At 67.3% G+C, this 19,451-nt stretch carries 22 protein-coding genes and 1 pseudogene; 13 read left to right on the top strand and 10 right to left on the bottom strand.

Annotated elements, in window-relative coordinates:
- The first annotated feature begins 95 nt into the window (after positions 1-95).
- Together LDO13_RS10360 and LDO13_RS10355 are read left to right on the top strand one after the other, a co-directional pair.
- Entirely contained in the window at positions 96-1,130 is a 1,035-nt protein-coding gene (locus LDO13_RS10360) for a serine hydrolase (RefSeq protein WP_224046679.1), read from the top strand.
- A 76-nt stretch (positions 1,131-1,206) separates the two neighbouring features.
- Positions 1,207-1,398, top strand: a complete 192-nt coding sequence (locus tag LDO13_RS10355; protein WP_224046678.1) for a DUF1918 domain-containing protein — start codon at positions 1,207-1,209, stop codon at positions 1,396-1,398.
- A 5-nt stretch (positions 1,399-1,403) separates the two neighbouring features.
- On the opposite strand, the gene LDO13_RS10350 is transcribed toward LDO13_RS10355, so the two are convergent.
- Positions 1,404-2,858, bottom strand: a complete 1,455-nt coding sequence (locus tag LDO13_RS10350; RefSeq protein ID WP_224046677.1) for a DUF5129 domain-containing protein — start codon at positions 2,856-2,858, stop codon at positions 1,404-1,406.
- Between the two features lie 138 nt (positions 2,859-2,996).
- Between LDO13_RS10350 and LDO13_RS10345 the strand changes: the two genes are divergently transcribed.
- From LDO13_RS10345 to LDO13_RS10330, 4 genes are all read left to right on the top strand, one after another.
- On the top strand, positions 2,997-3,653 hold the full coding sequence (locus LDO13_RS10345; protein WP_224046676.1) for a DedA family protein: 657 nt from the start codon (positions 2,997-2,999) through the stop codon (positions 3,651-3,653).
- Between the two features lie 42 nt (positions 3,654-3,695).
- Entirely contained in the window at positions 3,696-4,199 is a 504-nt protein-coding gene (locus LDO13_RS10340; RefSeq protein WP_224046675.1) for a hypothetical protein, read from the top strand.
- The gene (locus tag LDO13_RS10335) at positions 4,175-5,875 is read left to right on the top strand and encodes a DUF5671 domain-containing protein (protein ID WP_224046674.1); all 1,701 of its coding nucleotides are present in this window, start codon (positions 4,175-4,177) and stop codon (positions 5,873-5,875) included. Before LDO13_RS10340 ends, LDO13_RS10335 begins: the two co-directional genes overlap by 25 nt.
- A gap of 99 nt (positions 5,876-5,974) precedes the next feature.
- A complete protein-coding gene (locus LDO13_RS10330; protein ID WP_224046673.1) occupies positions 5,975-6,187 on the top strand; it encodes a YegP family protein in 213 nt (70 codons plus the stop codon).
- 18 nt (positions 6,188-6,205) lie between these two features.
- Here the strand turns inward: LDO13_RS10330 and LDO13_RS10325 are convergent, their stop codons facing one another.
- The 3 genes and pseudogenes from LDO13_RS10325 to LDO13_RS10315 all read right to left on the bottom strand — a co-directional run.
- Positions 6,206-7,909, bottom strand: coding sequence for a SulP family inorganic anion transporter (locus LDO13_RS10325; protein WP_224046672.1), 1,704 nt, complete (start codon positions 7,907-7,909; stop codon positions 6,206-6,208).
- 12 nt (positions 7,910-7,921) lie between these two features.
- Entirely contained in the window at positions 7,922-8,632 is a 711-nt protein-coding gene (locus LDO13_RS10320; protein ID WP_224049755.1) for an endonuclease/exonuclease/phosphatase family protein, read from the bottom strand.
- Positions 8,633-8,925: 293 nt separating this feature from the next.
- Positions 8,926-9,776, bottom strand: a pseudogene (locus tag LDO13_RS10315) (phosphodiester glycosidase family protein); the annotation flags it as partial.
- Positions 9,777-9,926: 150 nt separating this feature from the next.
- On the opposite strand from LDO13_RS10315, the gene LDO13_RS10310 reads away from it, so the two are divergent.
- Both LDO13_RS10310 and LDO13_RS10305 read left to right on the top strand, forming a co-directional pair.
- Positions 9,927-10,703, top strand: coding sequence for a type 1 glutamine amidotransferase domain-containing protein (locus tag LDO13_RS10310; RefSeq protein ID WP_224046671.1), 777 nt, complete (start codon positions 9,927-9,929; stop codon positions 10,701-10,703).
- Between the two features lie 163 nt (positions 10,704-10,866).
- On the top strand, positions 10,867-11,673 hold the full coding sequence (locus LDO13_RS10305; protein ID WP_224046670.1) for a thioesterase family protein: 807 nt from the start codon (positions 10,867-10,869) through the stop codon (positions 11,671-11,673).
- Between the two features lie 11 nt (positions 11,674-11,684).
- Here the strand turns inward: LDO13_RS10305 and LDO13_RS10300 are convergent, their stop codons facing one another.
- Positions 11,685-12,068 carry a DUF2177 family protein gene (locus LDO13_RS10300; protein WP_224046669.1) on the bottom strand — a complete coding sequence of 128 codons (384 nt, stop codon included), beginning with the start codon at positions 12,066-12,068 and terminating at the stop codon, positions 11,685-11,687.
- 16 nt (positions 12,069-12,084) lie between these two features.
- Between LDO13_RS10300 and LDO13_RS10295 the strand changes: the two genes are divergently transcribed.
- Positions 12,085-12,834, top strand: a complete 750-nt coding sequence (locus tag LDO13_RS10295) for a lipoate--protein ligase family protein (RefSeq protein WP_224049754.1) — start codon at positions 12,085-12,087, stop codon at positions 12,832-12,834.
- A gap of 82 nt (positions 12,835-12,916) precedes the next feature.
- On the opposite strand, the gene LDO13_RS10290 is transcribed toward LDO13_RS10295, so the two are convergent.
- The 3 genes from LDO13_RS10290 to LDO13_RS10280 form a co-directional block, all read right to left on the bottom strand.
- Positions 12,917-13,564, bottom strand: coding sequence for an MBL fold metallo-hydrolase (locus LDO13_RS10290; RefSeq protein ID WP_224046668.1), 648 nt, complete (start codon positions 13,562-13,564; stop codon positions 12,917-12,919).
- Positions 13,561-14,646: an S-(hydroxymethyl)mycothiol dehydrogenase gene (locus tag LDO13_RS10285; RefSeq protein WP_224046667.1), complete on the bottom strand. Its 1,086-nt coding sequence runs from the start codon at positions 14,644-14,646 to the stop codon at positions 13,561-13,563. The genes LDO13_RS10290 and LDO13_RS10285 overlap by 4 nt, the downstream gene beginning before the upstream one ends.
- Before the next feature lie 149 nt (positions 14,647-14,795).
- Positions 14,796-15,053, bottom strand: a complete 258-nt coding sequence (locus tag LDO13_RS10280; RefSeq protein ID WP_056429693.1) for a mycoredoxin — start codon at positions 15,051-15,053, stop codon at positions 14,796-14,798.
- A gap of 340 nt (positions 15,054-15,393) precedes the next feature.
- Here LDO13_RS10280 and LDO13_RS10275 point away from each other — a divergent pair, with 340 nt between their 5' ends.
- The 3 genes from LDO13_RS10275 to LDO13_RS10265 all read left to right on the top strand — a co-directional run bounded on the left by LDO13_RS10275 (position 15,394) and on the right by LDO13_RS10265 (position 17,640).
- Complete coding sequence (locus LDO13_RS10275; protein ID WP_263422165.1) at positions 15,394-16,122, top strand: SOS response-associated peptidase; 729 nt, start codon at positions 15,394-15,396, stop codon at positions 16,120-16,122.
- 48 nt (positions 16,123-16,170) lie between these two features.
- Positions 16,171-17,187 carry an NAD-dependent epimerase/dehydratase family protein gene (locus tag LDO13_RS10270; protein WP_224046665.1) on the top strand — a complete coding sequence of 339 codons (1,017 nt, stop codon included), beginning with the start codon at positions 16,171-16,173 and terminating at the stop codon, positions 17,185-17,187.
- Positions 17,188-17,388: 201 nt separating this feature from the next.
- On the top strand, positions 17,389-17,640 hold the full coding sequence (locus tag LDO13_RS10265) for a hypothetical protein (protein ID WP_224046664.1): 252 nt from the start codon (positions 17,389-17,391) through the stop codon (positions 17,638-17,640).
- Positions 17,641-18,257: 617 nt separating this feature from the next.
- On the opposite strand, the gene LDO13_RS10255 is transcribed toward LDO13_RS10265, so the two are convergent.
- Complete coding sequence (locus LDO13_RS10255; protein ID WP_224049752.1) at positions 18,258-18,680, bottom strand: VOC family protein; 423 nt, start codon at positions 18,678-18,680, stop codon at positions 18,258-18,260.
- Positions 18,681-18,694: 14 nt separating this feature from the next.
- On the opposite strand from LDO13_RS10255, the gene LDO13_RS10250 reads away from it, so the two are divergent.
- Positions 18,695-19,021: a chorismate mutase gene (locus LDO13_RS10250; protein ID WP_224049751.1), complete on the top strand. Its 327-nt coding sequence runs from the start codon at positions 18,695-18,697 to the stop codon at positions 19,019-19,021.
- An 11-nt stretch (positions 19,022-19,032) separates the two neighbouring features.
- Here LDO13_RS10250 and LDO13_RS10245 read toward each other — a convergent pair whose 3' ends face one another.
- A complete protein-coding gene (locus LDO13_RS10245; RefSeq protein WP_224046663.1) occupies positions 19,033-19,419 on the bottom strand; it encodes a hypothetical protein in 387 nt (128 codons plus the stop codon).
- Between the last annotated feature and the right edge of the window lie 32 nt (positions 19,420-19,451).

The following is a 19,451-nucleotide window of genomic DNA, read 5'->3' as shown; positions in this document are numbered from 1 at the left end:
CGGTTCTTTATTTTCGAAGGAAGATTATGCCTGCGAGCCTGCCTGTGGCGTCATCGGACTTTGCGCTGGCGCCGATTAGCCGGGGGTGAGGCCGGTTGGATTCCTGGGGCCCCGGCCGGCATTACAGCAGCGGCCGCCACACACATGAGACGACCCAGCGGGGCGGGCTGCTCCGGCGCATTGGCGGGATCCGCCCGCAGTTCCTGGTCGTGCTGGTCACCGTCCTCACATTGGTCGCGGCCGCGACTGTCTACGCCACCGTCCAGTCCCGGGTAACGGCTGACGGAACTCGGCCGGCAGGGTCCGAGTCCGCCCTCTCCGGTGCCGCAGCGGCGGCCGATGCGCGGTCCGCCACCGGCGGATCGTCGCCGGCAGCATCCCCGTCAGCCACGGAGTCGACGCCGGCCCCGGCACCGGCCGCCGTCGTTCCTGCCAAGAGCCTGATAGGGCCGGCGCTCGACGCCGAAATCAACGCGGTCATCCGGGCCAACAAGGCGTACCGGGTGGGCGTGGCCCTGATCGATCTTGGTGACGGCCAGGTGCACGAGTACGGCGTGAAGACCAAGTTTGTGGCAGCCAGTACCGCGAAGATCCTCGCCGCGGAGGCCTATTACCATCTGGTGGAAACCGGTAAGGCGTCACTGACAACCCGGATGGGGGCGTCCACCGCAGGCCAGCAGATCCGGCAAATGGTCCAGCAAAGCAACAACGAATCGTGGGCGCTGATCATGGCCGCCGTGGGCCAGAAGGGGCTGACGGACTATGCGGCCTCGCTGGGCATCCCTTATGACCGGACGGTGAACGGCCTGACTCCGGCAGAGATGGCGACGACCCTCGCGGAGCTCTACAGTGGCCGGCTGCTCAACTCGGCCAACACCGCCCAGCTGCTCTCTTATATGCAGAACACCAATTACGAGGTGATGATCCCCGCCGCCGCACCTCCGGGAATCGACGTCTTCCATAAATACGGCCTGCTCAACGGCAACCTCCACGACGCGAGCATTCTGGTGCAAGGGGAGCGGGCTGTCGTGTTTGTGGTCTACACCCAGGGCAAGGACATGTCGGACATGGCCGCACGGACCCGCGTCATCCAACAGCTCACCGGCAAGGTCGCCGCCGGGGCCTTTTGACGCAGCCCCTGTTCCGCACCGGGGCCGTTCCCCTAAAGCACACAGAATCGTAGGCTGGAGAAGGGAGGTGAATGCCATGAAGGCAGCACAGGGAGACCGCATCATCATCCGTGGCACCACGGTCGAGTCATCGGACCGGCACGGGGAAATACTCGAGGTCAGGGGCGCTGACGGAGCCCCGCCGTATCACGTCAGGTTCGACGACGGCCACGAGACCATCCTGTTCCCCGGCGGCGATTTCGTCGTCGAACGCAGCAAGACTGTCTGACGCCGCTAGAAGCTCGATGAGCTGCCGGAGCCGGAGAAGCTCCCGCCGCTGCTTCCGTAACCCGTCGTGCTGCTTCCGCCGCGGGCGCTGCTGACACTGCTGACGCCGGTGCTGAAGCCGGAGTTGAACGTGGGCACGGAGAAGAAGTAGTACGCGGGGTACACGGTGCCCAGGATGCTGGGTTCGTACGCGCGCCCGTACTTGGCCTTGCTTCCGGCCTGCGCGGTCTCCATTTCCTTGCGCATAAGACGGGCTTCCTTCTCATTTTTGGCGTAGCCCTCGATGACGGTATCGGCATGGTTCTTGAGCAACTCTGACAAATGGGTGCGGGCGTCCCTCAGCCGGTCCAGGGCGGTCTCCGGAGTGATGGTTCCGTCCGAAAGTTCCGAGGTCCACCGTTCGATCTCCCGGTGGCTTTCGTCCCGGAACGAGCGCAGCGCCGCCGCAGTGGCCGAGTCGCCCTCGGCGTTGCGCTTGCTGAGCATCTGTTCGATCGCGGCCAGGTCGGCCCGGAAAGGTGCCAGCTGCCGGTCCCAGGCGGGCGCCCAGGCGGAGCTCTTGTTGAGCAGGGCATTGGTGTCCGAGATGACGTCGTCGAGGGCATCCAGTTCGGTGGCGGCATCCGCGTAGCTTCGGACCAGCGTCAGGTTGGGCCGCCGGCTCAGGCCCTTGGGCGACAGGGCATGGACCTGGTTGGAGAGGCCGGTGGCGGTGTTGTACTTCGCCATGAAGGTCCTGTGCTTCTCCAGCACGGTGCTGCCGTACCGGGAAGCTTCCGGGATGGTGCCGGCGTTGAGTTCGGTGACCTGCAGATCCATGCTGACGTTGGCGTAGCTGGCGTCGCCGCGGGCCAATTCCCTGCGGCTGCTGACCCTGGTCCGCCAGCGCACGATCAGCCAGGCCGCGGCTCCCGCGACGGCGGCGGCCACGGTGACCCACGCAGTGACGAGGAACGCCGTGGACCGGTACCACGGCTGGTTGATCAGTTCCGCCCCGCGCTGGACCCCCGCAATGGTGCCGTCCGTCCACTGGGCATCGCGGAGGAGCTCCTTGGAGGCGTTCTGGATGTCCTCGCGCTGTTCGGGCGAGACCTTCCGGTCCTCACCCATGTAGGTCCCCACATGCCGGCCCACCGGGTCCAGGGCAAAAATGAAGAGCCCGTCCGCCCATTTCTGCCCGTCAGCGCTGATCCACTCCGGGCGCTCGGCCCGGGCAAACCGCAGCACCTCCTCGTTGAGGTTGTCCGAGGACGAGCCGTTGTAGGTGTAAACAGCCACCTTGGTGGGCTGGTAAAACTCGATGGCCCGGACGGCGGGCAGGAGCGTGTTTTGGTCCAGCACCCCCGCCCGGTCCTCGATGACGATGTCGACCGGCGTGACGGCCAGCGCTGCCGGCCCCGAACCGGCCAGTCCGGCCACCACCAGGAGGAGGACACCGAGGACTTTCCGCACGATTGCCATTTCCTGAGCGTAGTGCTTGCCGCGGGCGGCGTCGACGGACGCCCGCCGACCCCGCGCTCCTGTTTCGGCTAGGCTTGCCACGTCCTGCGTGGAAGGGGAGGCTGCGGTGTTCGAGGAAGCTGAACGGCCGGGGCAGCCATGACCCCCGCCACTCCGGTCGACGAGCTGGACGGGCTGGTAGGTTTTGCCGCCCGGGCCGTCGACGCCCTCGGCGAGTGGGGCGTGGGGCTCTTCACCCTGGCGGAGACGGTCTTCCCGCCCATCCCCAGCGAGGTCATCCTTCCCCTGGCGGGTTTCCTCACGCGGCAGGGGACCATGAACATGGCCCTTGTCCTGGTCACCAGCACCCTCGGCGCCTACCTGGGTGCTCTGCTGCTCTACTGGCTCGGCGCGCGGCTGGGCCTCGAACGGTCGATCCGGTGGCTGTCCGGGCTCCCGCTCATGGACCGCGAGGACTTTGAACAGGCCGCGGACTGGTTCCGGCGCCACGGCAGGTCGGCGATCTTCTTCGGCAGGCTGCTTCCGGGCGTGCGCAGCCTGATCTCGCTGCCTGCCGGAGCCGAGCGGATGCACCTCGGCACTTTCAGTGCGTTCACCATTGCGGGGAGCGTCATCTGGAACGGGCTGCTGATCAGCCTCGGTGCCCTGCTCGGTGCGCAGTTCCGGCTCATTGACGAGTACTCGCGTTTCCTCAACTATGCCGTCTATGCGGCCCTGGCTTTCGTCGTCGGCTCCCTCGTCGTGAGGGGCTTCCGGCGGCGGCGAAACAGCAGGTCAGGGCCGAACGGGGCCTAAAGACACCGTGACGGCGGGCCCCGCCTGCTACATACTGGCGGCATGAGTCCAGCGGCGAACGAACCCGAGCCGAGCCAACCGGAACCGGCAGCAGGGAACCACCGGCCGGACCGTACCCTGCTCGCCATCCTCGCCGCCATCGCCGTCCTGGTGGTCGTCGCCCTGATCGTCGTTTTCACCCGCGGCGAGCCCGCTCCGGTGGACGAGGCCACCCCCGCCGGAGTGGTCCAGCGGTATTCCGCCGCCGTCATCGCCGGGGACGAGGCTGCCGCGGCCGCCTACCTGACTGACGCCGTCAAGAACCGCTGCAACACCGTGGAACGGATGCCCGGGGACAACCTCCGCGTCACGCTCGTCTCAACGACCGAGCGGCCTGCAACGGCCGATGTCAAGGTGCTCATCACCGTCTCCGAGGGCGGCGGGCCGTTCGGGAACGCCGAGTACCAGGTCGAGGACGTCTTCGACCTGGTCAAGACCGGGGACAAGTGGCTCATCGAAAGCGCTCCCTGGCAACTGACCGTGTGCCCCAACCCGGCGGTGAAATGATGAGCGCGGAATCCGCCGTGGGCTCGGCCCAGCGGACCGTCCGCCGCCTGATCACGTACCTGCTGCTCTTCGCCCTGGTGGTGATCGCCGCCGTCGGACTGAGCGGACTGCTGGAGCGGCTCCTCGTGGCGGGTACCGAGCTGGCGACGGCGGATGTGGCCGGGCTGGCGCGCTCGCTGGCCTTCGCCCTCATCGGCGGACCGCTCGCCGCGCTCCTCTGGTGGGTTGTATGGCGGCGCCTCGGCGACGAAACAGAGCGGGCGTCTGTCGGCTGGGGCCTCTATGTGACCGGCATGTACGTGCTTTCCCTGGTACTGGCGGTGAGCAACCTGCTCAGTACTTTGACCACGCTGATCGGCGGCCCGTCGCTGCAGTGGCGCCCGTCCCTGGCCACCGGGCTCGTCTGGGCGGCCGTCTGGGTCTGGCACCGGTGGATGTCGCGGCATCCGCGCAAGAGGCCGCTGGACCTGGTTGACGTCCCCACGGTGCTGGGCACGTACATCGGGCTGGTGATGGGCGTCAGCGGCGCCGTCGCGGCCCTGTCCACCCTGCTGGATGCCGCCCTCCGGGGGGCAACGGCGGCCGTGGCGGTGGGCAAACCCTGGTGGGTTTCCGCGCTGCAGTCCCTTGTCTGGGCCGCGGGCGGCGGCCTGGTCTGGTGGTGGCACTGGAAGCACGACGGCGGCAGGCTGCTGCGCACCGGATTCGCCGGCATCGCCCTCATCGCCGTCGGTGTCCTGGGCGCCGGAGTGCTGACTCTCGGAGGCGCCGGCGTCGTGTTGTTCGTCGTGCTCCGGCTCGCCTTCGACCGCACCGAATCGATGGACCTGCTGCTCGAACCCCTGGCGCCCGCGGTCGCCGCCGCAGCCATCGGCTCACTCGTCTGGGTGTACCACCGCGGGCTGGCGCGCGGAAGTTCGGAGACTCTCCGGCAGGGAAGCCGGCTGGTGACCTCGGGAGTGGCCCTGGTTGCGGCTGCTTCCGGGATCGGCGTGATCGTCAACGCCGCCCTCGCCATGGCGGCCACCCCGCTCGCCGGGTCCGGGGCGCGCACGCTCCTGCTCGGCGGCATCAGTTCGCTCCTGGTCGGAGGCCCGGTCTGGTGGCTCACCTGGAAACCGCTCGAACGGACCGCCGCGGTGGACCCCCGCGCCGCCGGCGAGTCCGGAGCCTGGCTGAACGCCCGGCGGGTTTACCTGATTGTGGTGTTCGGCCTCAGCGCCGTGGTCGCCGTCATCACCCTGCTGGTCATCGGGTTCCGGATGTTCGAATACTTCCTGGGCGACCTCTCGGGCGGCAGCCTGGTGGAAAGGATCCGTGCCCCGCTCGGGTTGCTCGTGGCCACCGCACTCGTCGCCGGGTACCACTTCGCTGTGTGGCGCCACGAACGCGCCATCTTCGCGGCGGCCGGATCTGCCCGGCAACGCACCGTCGGACACGTCATCCTGGTGACCGGCTTCGACCCGGCCCCGCTGCACCGGGTCATCGAAGACGTGACCGGGGCAGGTGTGACTGTCTGGCGGCGGTCCGACGCCGGGCAGGGCACCGGCGCAGCTGCCGACACCGGCCGGCTGGCCGGCCGGCTGGCCGCGGAACTCGAGGGCGTGAGCGCAAGACGCGTGCTTGTGACGGTCGGCCCGGACGGCAGGATCGACGTGATTCCGCTGCAGGGCTGAGGTCCTGGGATCCACTGGTCAGGCTGGCCCCTGCGGCGGTAGATTGTGGCTTAACGGCCCACCGGGCCGGCTCCACCGACGCTTCATCAGGGGTGCAAAATGGCTGGAAAATTTGAGGTCTACAAGGACAAGTCCGGCGGGTTCCGCTTCCGGCTCAAGGCAGCCAATGGCGAGGTGATTGCGTCCTCGCAGAGCTACAAGTCGAAGGCCAGCGCCATGGGCGGGGTCGAATCGGTCAAGAAGAACGCCGCCGGCGACGTCGTCGACCTCACCGAAGAGGCCCCGGGCAGCATCACCGGTGTTGCCGGCTAGGCACAGCTCCGGCGGGCCCTAGTCCTGCTGGTCCAGGCCGAAGAGTCTCTTGTAGCTCCGCACCGCGTTGGTCACCGTGGGGAAGAAGTGGTCCGGACCAAACCGGCTGCTGACGCCGAACCTGATCAGGCGGTCCTTGATGGGCCCCTTCATTTCGGCGAAGACCAGGCTGATCCCGCGCTTGGCGAGCTCGTCGTCGAGCGCCACGAGGTCATCCAGCGCGGTGGTGTCCAGGCCGGTGATGGCCTCTGAGGCCACGATCACCCAGCGCACCGGATCCGGGGCGCTGGCCACGAGCGCCCTGATGTGGTCGGTGAACACTGCCCCGTTGGCAAAGAACAGAGGGGCGTCGAAGCGCGCGATCACAAGCCCGGGAACGCGGTGGCCCTCGGGGTGCCGGCCCAGGTCGTGGTAGCCGGGCACGTCCCCCACGCTGCCCAACTCGGTGCGGTAAGGGTCCAGGGCGCGCAGCACAAAAGCGACCAGGGACAGGCCGATCGCGACCACGATGCCTTCGAGCACTCCCACAAAGGCGACGCCCAGAAAGGTCGCGGCCAGCAGTGCCGCCTCGGTCCGGCTCATCCTGAGCAGCCTGCGGAACGTCGCCACGTCCAAGATCGACGCCGCAGCCACCATCACGACGCCGGCCAGCACGCTGGAGGGAAGGTAGGCGGTCACTCCGGGCGCCACGATCATGAACAGCGCCACGAGGGCGGCGGCAACGGCTCCGCTCAGGGGGCTCTTGGCACCGGCCGCGAGGGCGATCGGCGTCCGCGAGGCGCTGCCGGAAATCGGAAAGCCACCGAAGAGGCCGCTGGCCATGTTCGCCGCGCCGAGGGCACCCATTTCCTGGTTCCCGTCGACCTGGACGCCGCTCCGGGCGGCGAAGCTCTTGGACAGGACCGACGTATCGGCAAAGGCGATCAGGGCGATGCCGGCCGCGGGGCCGAGCAAGGCGGTGACGTCGTCCAGGCTGATTCCGCCGAGTGCGGGGGCGGGCAGGCCGCGGGGCAGGGAGCCCACAGTGGGCAGCGCCGTCGTCAGGTCCAGCGCTGCTGTCAGCGCAGTGGCCGCCACGACGGCGATCAGCACTCCGGGGAGCTTCCACGGCAGGAGCCGGCACCCGACGATGACGGCGATGGTGCCGGCGCCGAACAGCAAGGCAAGAGGATTGGTGGCGCCCTGGGAAACAGCCTGGACGGTGCCGGCGGCGGTGTTGACCAGCGAGCCGCCCGTGCCCGGGATGCCGAGCAGCTTGGGCAGCTGGCTCAGCATGATGACCAGCGCGATTCCGTTGAGGTAGCCCACCCGGATGGGTTTGGACAGCAGCCCGGTCACGAAACCCAGTTTGAAAACCCTGCCGGCCAGGAGCAGCCCGCCGATCATGAGTGCCAGGACGCCGGCGAGGGCGACGGCGTGGTCCGGTTCCGTGCCGGCCAGGGGGAGGATTGCAGCCGCGATTATGGGGGCCAGGCTCGAGTCCGGGCCGATAATCAGGACCCGGGAAGGCCCGAACACGGCGTAGGCGAGCAGGGGGACGATGGAGGCGTAAAGTCCCGTGACGGCCGGAAGCCCGGCCGCCTCGGCGTAGGCCATGCCGGCCGGAATGAGGAACGCGCTGAGGGCTGCGCCGGCGGCCAGATCGGATTTCAGCCAGGGCCGCTCATAGTCCCGCACCATCCGCAGGCCCGGCGGGAGTTTTGGTGCCCATGCGCCGCTCACGGTGGGCCCAGGCTAGGCGGCCGGGGAAGCGGAGTCGCCAGCCGCCGGAGCGTCCTGGCCGTACTCCGCAGAAATGAGGATCGGGAGGTGGTCCGATGCCCCGCGCGGAAGGGTTTCAACACTTTCGATGTTGAGGCCCTGCGAGGTGGCGAAATCGAAGTGGCCCTTGAATACCTTGTAACGGGTGTAGGTCCGCCGGTCGCTGAGGGTCAGGTCGTAGCCGGCGTCCTTCATCTGTTCCGTGAGGTTCTTGGTGAAGAACGGGTAGTTGAAGTCGCCCACCATCAGCGACATCAGGCCGCCGCCCATGCTCAGCAGTTCCGCGTGCGCGGCGTGGATCTGGTTCCGCCGCAACGAGTTCGACGCCGTCAGGGGGGCCGCGTGGAACGACGCGATGACGAGGTCGTGGTCTGTCTCGTTGTCGATCACCCGGGTCCCGATGAGCCGCTCGTGGGCGGGGGACAGGACGCGGTCATGCAGCGACTTCTTCAGGGCGAAAGTCTTCGTTTCGAACGCGGTAAACCGGTCCATCCGGTAGTAGATCGCAAGGCCCAGCCGGTTGCCCTTGGTGGCGTCCGCAAGGTGCAGATCACCAATCGTGTCCGGCAGGTCATTGGTGTCGCACTCCTGCAGACACAAGGCATCAATCTCAAAATCGCGGGCCAGATCAACCAGCTCACCGCTGGCATGGTGCTTACGCAGGTTGTAGCTGATGACTCGAATCAGGGGAACACCTCTTCGGTGATAGTCGCGGAAAGTCTGGTTCCGAGTCTACCCAGTCCGGCGAATCGTGCAGGAACGGGCGGCGCCCGGTCCGTGCACCGCCACGCTGTTCTGACGCTGCGGCGGCGCATCACAGGATGGATTGAGCGCCGCGGGCCGGCTGGCGTGTCGCGGAGAGCGCGCGTGCGTGCCTACCGGCCGCCGGGGCCCCGGGCCGCCGTGTACTCCCCGGCAGTCACAGTACCCTGCTGCTGCGCGCCGTCGAGCGATCCCTCGCCCAGCCCGGCCGCGACGCTGGTGGCGCCGAGGTCCTGCATGATCGCCGCCAGTCCCGTCATGGTGACGCCGGCGCTGTAGCCAGGGCTCCGGCCGTCGACGACGAACACGAGGTGGTTGGTCCCGATGATCCCGACGGCGGTCCGGGGCTGCGCACCCTGGATGGAGTGGTTGCCGACGTTGGTGTCAACCTCCGCGTCCTCGATGCCGCCCACCACTTGGCCGTCCTCCAGCACGGCCGGACCGAACGAGAGGGTGTTCCAAACGCTGTCGGCCACGAGCTGGGCGGCCGTGGTGCTGGTCTCGTCGTAGACCCTGGCGGTGCCGTCCCGGTAGAAGGCGAGGCCCTGGCGGGCGCCCTCATCGCGGTAGACGCCGTTGCGGATGACGATCCCGGTGTCCCGGAAGCCGTAGTAGTCGCCGTTGATGGCGAAGACGGCGTTGTGGTCGGCCGCGGTGTCCGAGGTGGTCTCGGTGATGTTCTCGCCGAAGCTGTTGTTGGCAAAGGCGGACTGGACACGGTGGCGTCGGTCAGCACGAGGGCGGCCATGTAGTAGGTGACTGTGGTGTCCCCGCTGCCGGTGACGACCGTGGAGATGTTGATGGTGGAATCGTCCGAGGTGTACGTGCTGTCCGTGGTCTGCGCCGTGGAATCCGTGGCGGTTTCCGCGGCCGCGGTGCCGGACGTAACGGCCTGGCTTGCCTCGTAGGCCGCGACGTCGGAGATTTCGACGTGTTCGAAGACGAAGCGGTCCAGCGCCCAGGCGGCGGGGCCTCCCGCCGAGAGGGTCAGGGCCAGGGGTCCGGCCAGCACGGCGCGCCGCACTCGGCCGCCCGTCTTGCGTTGTGGGTTGTTGTCTGGAGTCATGCACCATTTCTAGGCGCCGGACTTATGCCGGCCATGGGACGGGCTATAGCGGGAGCTGTGAAAGAGGTTTGGCGTCGCGCCCCGGCCGCACTCCCGCCAACGGACATGTGGGCTAGGCGTAGGGTGGAATTTGGACGATAGGAGCACTTCATGAAGAAAATCCTCATGGTACTGACCAGCGTTTCCGAGATCGGCGATACAGGGGAGAAGACGGGCTACAACGTGGCCGAAGCTGCACATCCCTGGAAGGTCTTCAAGGATTCCGGGCATTTTGTGGACTTCGCGTCCATTAAAGGCGGCCAGCCCCCGCGAGACGAGGTGGATTCAGAAGATCCCATCCAGGTTGCCTTCACGGAGGACGAGACCACGCGGGCCGGTCTCTACAACACTGCCCGCGTCGACGTCGTTGATCCGGACCAGTACGACGCCGTCTACCTCGTGGGCGGCCACGGCACGATGTGGGACTTCCCCGACAGCGAAAGCTTGCAGAACCTCGTAGCCAGCGTCTACAACGCCGGCGGCTTGGTGGGCGCCGTTTGCCACGGACCGGCCGGCCTGCTGAACGTGGTACTGGAGAACGGGCTTCGCCTCGTCGAGGGCCGGAAGGTGGCCGCCTTCACCAACGACGAGGAGGTTGCCGCAGGGAAGGACAAGGTCATCCCGTTCTTTTTGGCAGACCGACTTGAGGAACAGGGCGCCACCCACGTCTCCGCCGACGTCTTTGAGGAGAAGGTCGTGGTTGACGACCGGCTGGTGACCGGCCAGAACCCGGCCTCAGCGGCCGGCGTGGCCAAGGAGATGGAGAAGCTGTTCGCAGCGGTCATCCACCAGGAAAAGGCCGAGGAACAGCACGGCGCGGAGGCTCTGCGCGCCGAGAAGGACGCAGAGAAGAACGCCAAAAAGGCAGCCGCAGAAGCGGAGCACTAACACCAACAGCGCTGAAACTGACGGTCACCCGGACACGGGTGTGGCCGTCAGTTGTCAAACTTGCGGTCAGTGATGCCCTCGGGAAGGGTTGCGCGGCGGGCCTGCCGCCGGCGTGGAGGCGATAGTGTGTTCTGGGATTACCAGCCACGCGAAAGGGCAGACATTGACGACTGCTGAACTACCGGTCCTTGCCGACGGCGACTTCTACTACGAGGTCCTGGGGGAGGGCCGCTTCCGTTCCACCATCCACGCCCAGGGCGCCTGGAATGTGCACGAGCAGCACATGGCGCCGGCGTCCGGCATCATGGCGGACTGCCTGGACCGGCACGAACCGCGCGACGACATGCGGATGGCGCGGCTGAGCTATGAGATCCTCGGCCTGATCCCCGGCGGCGAGTTTGAGGTGGTCACCACCACGCTCCGGCCGGGCCGGACGATCGAGCTGGTGCAGGCCGAGCTGGTCGCGGAGGGACGGGTTGCCATCCGCGCCACGGCCTGGCGGATGATCACCTCCGACACGACCGCCGTCGCCGCCTTTGAGGATCCCAGGATTCCCGCGCCGGAGGACTGCAAACCGTACGACGCCTCGAGCATCTGGCCGGGCGGCTACATCGCTTCCCTGGAAATGCGGATTGCCGAGGGGCACCGCGCCGGTTCGGGGACGGTCTGGCTGCACACCGAACACCCGCTGACGGACAAGAAAGACAGCAGCGACCTGGCCCGGCTGATCGGCCTGGTGGACACCGCCAACGGGATCGCCGCCCGGGTTCCGCCGGGCAAGGGCAGCTACGCGTTCCCCAACCTGGACCTCCAGGTCCACATGTACCGGCGGCCTGAAGGTCAGTGGCTGGGCCTGGACAACGAGGTCTCGTTCGGCACGGACGGGATCGGCCTGACCTCGACGGTGCTGCATGACCTCCAGGGCCCGTTCGGCCGGGCCGAGCAGATCCTGACGCTCCGGAAGTCCTGACGCCCGGCCTCCTAGTGGAAGACCAGCCAGCCGACGACGGTGGCCAGGCCCGTCAGCACGGCGCCCCAGGCGATGTCGGCCACGACGATGACGAGCGGCCAGTCCTTCAGGGTCGCGGCGTTCGTGAGGTCATAGGTGGCGTAGGCGAAGGTGCCCAGCGCGGCGCCGTAGCCGAGCGCCGTGAGCCAGCTGCCGCCGTCGAGCGCGGGCTGGAGGGCGAAGAAGACGATGCCTGCGATGTACAGGACGTAGAAGGCGACGGCGTACCCTAGATTGGGCTTGTCCGCCATGAGGTGCCCCAGATGGCTCCGGTAGAACTTGCTCATCGACTTGAGCCAGACGGAATCGATGACGGCGAACGCGGCGGCTACGACGAGGAACTGCAAGATGACCATAAGGGAGCATAACAACATGCCGGAGGCCGCGGTGGCACCACGGACGCTGACGATTTTCCGGCAGGAGGAATCCCTGGGCGCGGCCGCGGACCTGGACCTCGCCCTCGAGCTGCTGCGGAAGGTCAAAACCGGCGAGGCGGGTCCCATGCTCCGGCTCTACCGGCCGGCACCCACCGTGGCGTTCGGGCAGCGGGACACGCACCTGCCGGGCTTCGAGGCCGCGGCTCAGGCCTGCCGCGGACTGGGCTTCGAACCGCTGGTCCGCAAGGCCGGTGGACGTGCCGCCGCATACCACGAGGGCACCCTCGTGATTGATCACCTGGAACCGGACACGGACGCGATCGCCGGGGCCAAGGGGCGTTTCTCCTTCTTCGGCGAACTGCTGGCCCACGCCCTGCGGAGCGCCGGCGTCGACGCCGCCGTGGGGGAGATCCCCGGCGAATACTGCCCCGGCGAATTCAGCGTTCACGGCCAGGATCCGGCGTTTCCGCAGCACCAGCTGAAGCTGATCGGCACAGCCCAGCGCGTCGTGGCCGGCGGCTGGCTGTTCAGCTCGGTGATTGTGGTGGAGAACTCGGCGCCGATCCGCGCGGTGCTGGAGGCAAGCTATGCTGCCTTGGGCCTGGACTGGGATCCGGCCACGGCGGGCGCCGTCAACGACCTTGTCCCGCACCTGGACGTGGACGCCATCGAGGCGGCCGTGATCGACACGTACTCCCGCTACGCAACCCTGGACTACGGCGACTTCGGCAGCCTGCTGGGCTGAGAGCCGGCGCCGCCCGCCCCAACTGACTGGCAGCGGGGGCCGTTTTGAGCGCTCAAAACGGCCCCTGCTGCTAGTTGGATGCCTAGTGCCCCCGGGCGATCCATTCCTCGAGCTGCGGCGCCTCGGCGCCGACCGTCGTTGAGTCGCCGTGACCGGTCCGTACCACGGTCTCGGCCGGGAGCGTCAGCAGCCGGTTCTTGATGGACTCGATGATGGTGGGGAAGTCGCTGAAGGACCGGCCTGTGGCGCCCGGGCCGCCCTGGAACAGCGTGTCGCCGGTGAAGACGGTGCCTTCGCTGGCCAGGTGGAAGCTCACGGATCCGGGCGAATGCCCCGGCGTGTGCAGTGCCACGAGCCGGGCGCCGGCGACGTCGAACGTGTCCCCGTCCTCGATCGCGTGGTCCGGTTCGGTGCCCGGGAACACCCGGTCCCAGAGCATCCAGTCCGCACGGTTGAGGTACACCGGGGCGCCGACGCGGCCGCGGAACCCGCCGACGGCGGCGATGTGGTCATCGTGGCCGTGGGTGAGCAGGATCGCGGTGACCTTCCGGCCGTTGACGGCTGCCTCGATGGCGTCGGCGTCGTGCGCCGGGTCGATCACGATGCACTCCGCGTCGTTGCCGACGATCCAGACGTTGTTGTCCACGTCCCAGGTGCCGCCGTCGAGCGAGAAGGTGCCCGAAGTGACCAGCCGGTCGATCCGGAGCCCGTTCACGGGGCCGCCGCTCACAGCTCCACCACCGAGCGGAGCACCGAGCCGGAGTGCATCTTGTCGAAGGCTTCCTCGATCTGGTCGATCGTGATCCGCTCCGTGACGAACGCGTCCAGGTCCAGCTTGCCTTGCCGGTACAGGTCGATCAGCATGGGGAAGTCGCGCGAGGGGAGGCAGTCGCCGTACCACGAGGACTTGAGGGAGCCGCCGCGGCCGAAGACATCCAGCAGCGGCAGTTCCAGAGTCATCTCCGGGCTCGGGACACCCACCAGGACCACGGTGCCGGCGAGGTCGCGGGCATAGAAGGCCTGCTTGTACGTCTCGGGGCGACCGACGGCGTCGATCACCACATCGGCGCCGAAGCCGCCGGTCAGTTCGCGGATGGCCTCCACCGGGTCGACGGCGGAGGAGTCAACGGTGTGGGTGGCGCCGAGGTCCTTGGCGCGGTCGAGCTTCTTCGGGTCGATGTCGACGGCGATCACCGTGGTGGCGCCGGCGAGCGCGGCGCCGGCGACGGCCGCCACGCCCACTCCGCCGCAGCCGATGACGGCGACGGAATCGCCACGCTTGACGTTTCCGGTGTTGATGGCCGCACCGATGCCCGCCATCACGCCGCAGCCGAGCAGGCCGACGGCCGCGGGATCAGCCTCGGGGTCAACCTTGGTGCACTGCCCTGCGGCGACGAGCGTCTTCTCGGCGAACGCGCCGATGCCCAGCGCAGCGGAGAGTTCAGTGCCGTCCTCGAGCGTCATCTTCTGGGTGGCGTTGTGGGTGTTGAAGCAGTACTGCGGCTGGCCCTTGGCGCAGGCACGGCATTCGCCGCAGACGGCGCGCCAGTTGAGGACGACGCGGTCGCCGGGGGCCACCTCGGTGACGTCCGGGCCCACGGCGCTGACCACACCGGTGGCCTCGTGGCCGAGCAGGAACGGGAAGTCGTCGCTGATGGCGCCCTGCTTGTAGTGCAGGTCGGTATGGCAGACACCGCAGGTGAGGATGTCCACGAGGGCCTCGCCGGGTCCGGGATCCGGAACCAGGATGGTCTCCAGGGTGACGGGTGCTCCCTTGGAGCGGGCTACGACGCCTTTGACTTTATGGACCATGAAAATGTCTCCTCTGCTCAGATCGCGGTTTCCACCGCAAGACTCTTCGTCGCGTGGCTTCTGCCGCAACCAACTTTGTCGCAAAACGCGGTGCGGCGCGGCCCCCTTGGGAGGCCGCGCCGTCGTCGTTATCGGTTCATAGAACGGCTTTAGGCCGCGAGGCGGCTCTTGACCTCTGCCGCGGAGGGGTTGGTGGCCGCGGTGCCGTCGGGGAACAGCACGGTGGGGACAGTGCGGTTGCCGCCGTTGAGCTTCTCCACGAGATCTGCGGTGCCATCAACTTCTTCGATGTTGATCTCGGTGTACCCGATGCCCTGGGCATCCAGCTGCTTCTTCAGGCGGTTGCAGTAGCCGCACCAGGTGGTCGAAAACATGGTGATGGTGCCGGATTCGGGGGTGAAGTCCACGAAGTTCTCCTCAAAGCTAGTTGACGGCGCGCGGTGGCAGCGCCAGTTGCGACAAAAAGTCGTACGTTACTCCCAATAACCGTAACCCGCGGGCCCCTATTCCCGCACAGTGCGGCGCCGGTGCTACGTCGAGGCGCCGTCGGACGCGTTGTCGGACGCGTTGTCGGACGCGTTGTCGCCGGAAAGCTGCGAGGTCGCTGGGACCTTCCGGCGACGTCGCAGCTTTCCGGCGATCTCGGCGGGCCCAGCGGAATTCGCCCGGCGCTGGCGCCGGGGCGGCCGGCCGGATGACACAGCATGGGCGCGGTGGCATGCTGGTGCCATGTGTGGACGCTACGTGATGGCCCGGGCCGTCGGAGACCTGCTGGCCGAGTTCGACGCCGGGCTGGAGGAGGAGGTCGCGGTTCCGCCGTCGTGGAATGTGGCCCCGACCGCGGATGTACCCATCCTGCTGGAACGGCTGGTGGACGGAGAACCGGTCCGGCAGCTGCACATTGCGCGCTGGGGACTGGTGCCGTCCTGGGCCAAGGACCCGGGGATCGGCTCGAAGATGATCAATGCCCGCAGTGAGAGTGTGCTGGAGAAGCCGGCGTTCCGGAAGGCAACCCGCTCCCGGCGCTGTGCCGTCCCCGCCGACGGCTATTACGAATGGAAGGGCGAAGGCCGCGGCAAGCAGCCCTATTACGTGCACCCGAGGGACGGCCACCCGATTGTCTTCGCCGGGCTCTACGAATGGTGGAAGGACCCGTCCAAGGCCGAGGACGACCCGGCGCGCTGGCTACTCTCGACGTCGATCATGACCACCGACTCGCCGCCGGAGGGCTACGCCGGGGGAATGCTGGCCGAACTCACGGCCCTGCACGACAGGGTGCCGCTGCCGATGGACCGGGAAACGATGCAGGCCTGGCTGGACCCGCAGGCAGACGATGCCGCCGGGCTCGTGGACCTGGTCCGGGCCGGCGCGCACGATGTCGCGGAGGGCTGGACGATCGACGCCGTCGGCACCGCCGTCGGGAACGTCAGGAACGACTCCCCGGAGCTCATCCAGCCGGTGGGGAGCCTGTTCTAGCCGGGCCGGCGCGGCGGTAGCTGGTGGGGCGGCGCTTAGAGTAAGCGGATGAAACGAGCGGTAATTCTTGGCGGCACTGGAGTCCTCGGCCGCGCCATCGCGGGGCGGCTCATCAGGGCCGGTTGGGCGGTGGACGTGACCGGCCGCGTTGGCCGGAAGATGCCCCGGGACCTTGCCGAGGCGGGAGCGCGGTTTATCCCATCTGAACGACAGGACAACGCCGCCCTGGCGGAGGTGCTGGGGAGCGGTGCCGATCTCCTCGTGGATGCGGTGTGTTTCACAGAGGCCGATGCGCGGCTGCTCCTGCCCCACCTGTCGGACGTGACCTCCAGCGTCATGCTTTCCAGCAAGGCCGTTTATGTCGATGCCGCCGGCAACCACGTCAATTCCGACGCCGCTCCCCGCTTTGAGGCTCCCATCACGGAAGACGGCCCGACCATGAAGCCTGGCGGAGGGGACTACGACTCCCGCGAAGGATACGGGGCCAGTAAGGTCGCGGCGGAGAACGCCCTCCTGGACAGCGGCCATCCCGTGACCGTGATCAGGGCATCCAAGGTCCATGGGGAAGGGGCAGGGCGTCCGCGGGAATGGATGTTCGTGAAGCGTGTACTCGACAACCGCCCGGCGGTGTTCCTGGCGCACGACGGCCTGGGCGGGGACCACACAACTGCCGCCGTCAACACGGCCGCCCTTGTGGAACGCGTTTCCTGCATGCCGGGGGCGCGGATCCTCAACAGTGCCGACCCCGATGCGCCGAATGCCCGTCAGATCGCACAGACTATTGCCCGGCATCTCGGTCACCAGTGGGATGAAGTGCTCCTGGACGAAACCGCTCCCGAGGGGCTTGGCGACCACCCGTGGGATTTCCGGCCGCCGATCATTCTGAGTACCGTCGCCTCACTTGAGCTGGGCTACGAACCGGCCGGAACGTATGCGGAGACGATTCCGCGGCAGATCGACTGGCTCCTGGCCACCGCAGCGCTCGGGACGGACCCGGTGGCCCACGATCCGTTCTTCGGGCACTTCCTCGACTACCGGCTGGAAGACAAGCTCATCAATCCGTAACCGCCCGACCGCAAGCTCGGGACGCGGGGATAGTTTCCGGACACGGACGATCCGGTCCTTGGGCCACGCCCCACCAAAGGTACCGTCGAGCGCCTGATGATCTGGATCAACGGAACCTTTGGCGTGGGGAAGCCCACGGCGGCTACGGCACTGGTGGAGGCGCTTCCCGCGCTGCGGCTCTGACCTGAGGCGGTGGGCTACATGCTCGCGCACAGCCTGAAGGGCCAGGCATTCACCGACTTCCAGGATCTCCCGGCGTGGCGCACCTTGGTCCCGGCTGTCGCGTTGGAAATCCGACGGCACACCGGACAAGACCTGGTGGCAGTTCAAACAGTGCTGATGATCGCTGAGGCTGATCTGGTCGTCGACACGTCCCGACTCACAGCGCGCGAAGTCGTCGCACACATCGCCGGGGCGGTACACGGGGAACTTGGGGTCAGGGCGGATGGCTAGGGGACAAACCGGTGGCGAACTGCAGAACACACCTCTGCTTCGCAGCTCACCGCACACCGGCTCGAATAGCGTGCCGCCGTGTACTCCAAGTCACGTTAGCGATGCCGGCGGACACCTCAATAGGGCCATAGTGCCCTTGGCGAGTGAGCCGCGGCCTCACCCGGCCCGATGCCACCGGGCCGGGGGATCTTGACGTGAGTATCGATTTTTCGATCCGGGAAGCGGTCCGGGCTGGGCGAGGATCCTCGGAGACACCGATCAGAGTGTCCGCCGTCTCGCCGTAACAGTCGAAGGCACTGCGGTGGGCTGGTCTGGATTCGGGAGGTCGCGGGATGACGTGGCTGGGGGAACCGGGGAACTCCATGCGTTGAATCTCCTGCCTGCCTATTGGTCCCGTGGACTGGGCTCCGCACTGTTCCTGGCCTCGGTGGAGGGGCTTCGCGCCATGGGCTATGAACGTGCGTAACTCTGGGTCGCTGACGGAAACGGCCGCGCCATCCGCTTCTAGGAAAAAGCATGGCTGGTGCCCGGACGGCCGGACCAAGCAGGATGCCCGCTTTGATCCGCCGCTGCCCGTCGGGGAGCCAGCATCCCCGAAGGCCCGGGGGAGGCGCGGGTCAGAGTGTGACTTTTCCGCCGCCGTCGACCCCCCAGCTGGGATTGAAGGCGACCTCCCAGCGGTAGCCGTCGGGATCGGCGAAGTAGCCGGTGTAGCCGCCCCAGGACTGGGTCTTAGGCTCGGCGATGATCGCCGCTCCGGCGGCCTCGGCCTCCGCCATCACCCAGTCGACTTCCGCAGCGCTGCCCAGGTTGTGGCTCAGGGTGATGGAGGGAACGCCGGCGGGGGGATCAACGGCAGCTTCGGCCTGCATCTGCCCGGCATCCCAGAGCGAGAGGATGAGGCCGTGGTTGGCCTGGATGAACAGGACCTCGCCCCGGACTTCCCGGTGGACGGGCCAGCCCAGGCCATCTACATAGAAACTACGGGAGGCGTCAACACTGCGGACTCCCAGTGAGATTAAATCGACTCGTGGCTGCATCATTCGATACTGTCATGCACATGTCCACAAATCACCAAGACGAAAAAGCTGCCAAGGCCGACCGGGAGCAGCTCGCTGCTGTGCGGGTGGCCGTGGACGAGGTGGACGAGCAGATCGTGTCGCTGATCGGCCGCCGCGAGCGCCTGATCCGGATCGCCGGAACCCTCAAGGCCGACAGCGCCGAAGTGCGTGCCCCGGGCCGGGTGGAGCGGGTTATCGAGCATGTCCGCGCCACGGCGGAACAAAAGGACATCGACGTCGACCTTGTAGAGAAGACCTACCGTGCCATGATCGACGCGTTCATCACGCTCGAGCTGGAAGTCTACAAAGCCAGCTCCTAGAGCGTGGGGGCCTAGAGGGCCTCCGCCACCGGGACGTTTGCCTGGTAGTCGCGGCCGTCGCAGTCGCTGAAGGCCGTCATGAGGTGCCCCTTGGCCAGGCCCATGATGGTGCTGAGCGGAAAGTGCCCGGTAATGGTGTTGCCGGAGTGCTCCACTCCCTTGAGGTCAAAGTTCTCCTCTGTGCCGTCATGACTGAAGCAGTAGAAGGACACGGCTTCCCCGTTCATGAACTCGATCCCCATTCGTCGCTGGTGGGAATGATCCGGGGTCGCGGCTACCAGCCCCACCACGTAGGCGCCCTGGCCGGGGATGTTTCCGTCTATATCGAACTTCGCCACCAAGGACGTGTCCTCGGCGGCGATGCTGACGTGCTTCAGAAGTGCGTTATGGGAGCTCATGGCTCAATCCTGCTACCTGTGCCTGCGTCCGT

The organism is Arthrobacter sp. NicSoilB4, assembly GCF_019977335.1.
Lineage (GTDB): Bacteria > Actinomycetota > Actinomycetes > Actinomycetales > Micrococcaceae > Arthrobacter.
Note: the sequence above shows the minus strand (reverse complement) of the source record. Positions and strands in the feature narration are given on the sequence as shown.

What these genes read in the sequence shown, in the direction of transcription:
- LDO13_RS10355 (WP_224046678.1), top strand. Translation starts at nt 1,207, where the DNA reads ATGAAGGCAGCACAGGGAGACCGCATCATCATCCGTGGCACCACGGTC.
- LDO13_RS10350 (WP_224046677.1), bottom strand. Translation starts at nt 2,858, where the DNA reads ATGGCAATCGTGCGGAAAGTCCTCGGTGTCCTCCTCCTGGTGGTGGCC.
- LDO13_RS10345 (WP_224046676.1), top strand. Translation starts at nt 2,997, where the DNA reads ATGACCCCCGCCACTCCGGTCGACGAGCTGGACGGGCTGGTAGGTTTT.
- LDO13_RS10340 (WP_224046675.1), top strand. Translation starts at nt 3,696, where the DNA reads ATGAGTCCAGCGGCGAACGAACCCGAGCCGAGCCAACCGGAACCGGCA.
- LDO13_RS10330 (WP_224046673.1), top strand. Translation starts at nt 5,975, where the DNA reads ATGGCTGGAAAATTTGAGGTCTACAAGGACAAGTCCGGCGGGTTCCGC.
- LDO13_RS10310 (WP_224046671.1), top strand. Translation starts at nt 9,927, where the DNA reads ATGAAGAAAATCCTCATGGTACTGACCAGCGTTTCCGAGATCGGCGAT.
- LDO13_RS10300 (WP_224046669.1), bottom strand. Translation starts at nt 12,068, where the DNA reads ATGGTCATCTTGCAGTTCCTCGTCGTAGCCGCCGCGTTCGCCGTCATC.
- LDO13_RS10295 (WP_224049754.1), top strand. Translation starts at nt 12,085, where the DNA reads ATGCCGGAGGCCGCGGTGGCACCACGGACGCTGACGATTTTCCGGCAG.
- LDO13_RS10285 (WP_224046667.1), bottom strand. Translation starts at nt 14,646, where the DNA reads ATGGTCCATAAAGTCAAAGGCGTCGTAGCCCGCTCCAAGGGAGCACCC.
- LDO13_RS10275 (WP_263422165.1), top strand. Translation starts at nt 15,394, where the DNA reads ATGGCCCGGGCCGTCGGAGACCTGCTGGCCGAGTTCGACGCCGGGCTG.
- LDO13_RS10270 (WP_224046665.1), top strand. Translation starts at nt 16,171, where the DNA reads ATGAAACGAGCGGTAATTCTTGGCGGCACTGGAGTCCTCGGCCGCGCC.
- LDO13_RS10265 (WP_224046664.1), top strand. Translation starts at nt 17,389, where the DNA reads ATGCTCGCGCACAGCCTGAAGGGCCAGGCATTCACCGACTTCCAGGAT.
- LDO13_RS10255 (WP_224049752.1), bottom strand. Translation starts at nt 18,680, where the DNA reads ATGCAGCCACGAGTCGATTTAATCTCACTGGGAGTCCGCAGTGTTGAC.
- LDO13_RS10250 (WP_224049751.1), top strand. Translation starts at nt 18,695, where the DNA reads ATGCACATGTCCACAAATCACCAAGACGAAAAAGCTGCCAAGGCCGAC.
- LDO13_RS10245 (WP_224046663.1), bottom strand. Translation starts at nt 19,419, where the DNA reads ATGAGCTCCCATAACGCACTTCTGAAGCACGTCAGCATCGCCGCCGAG.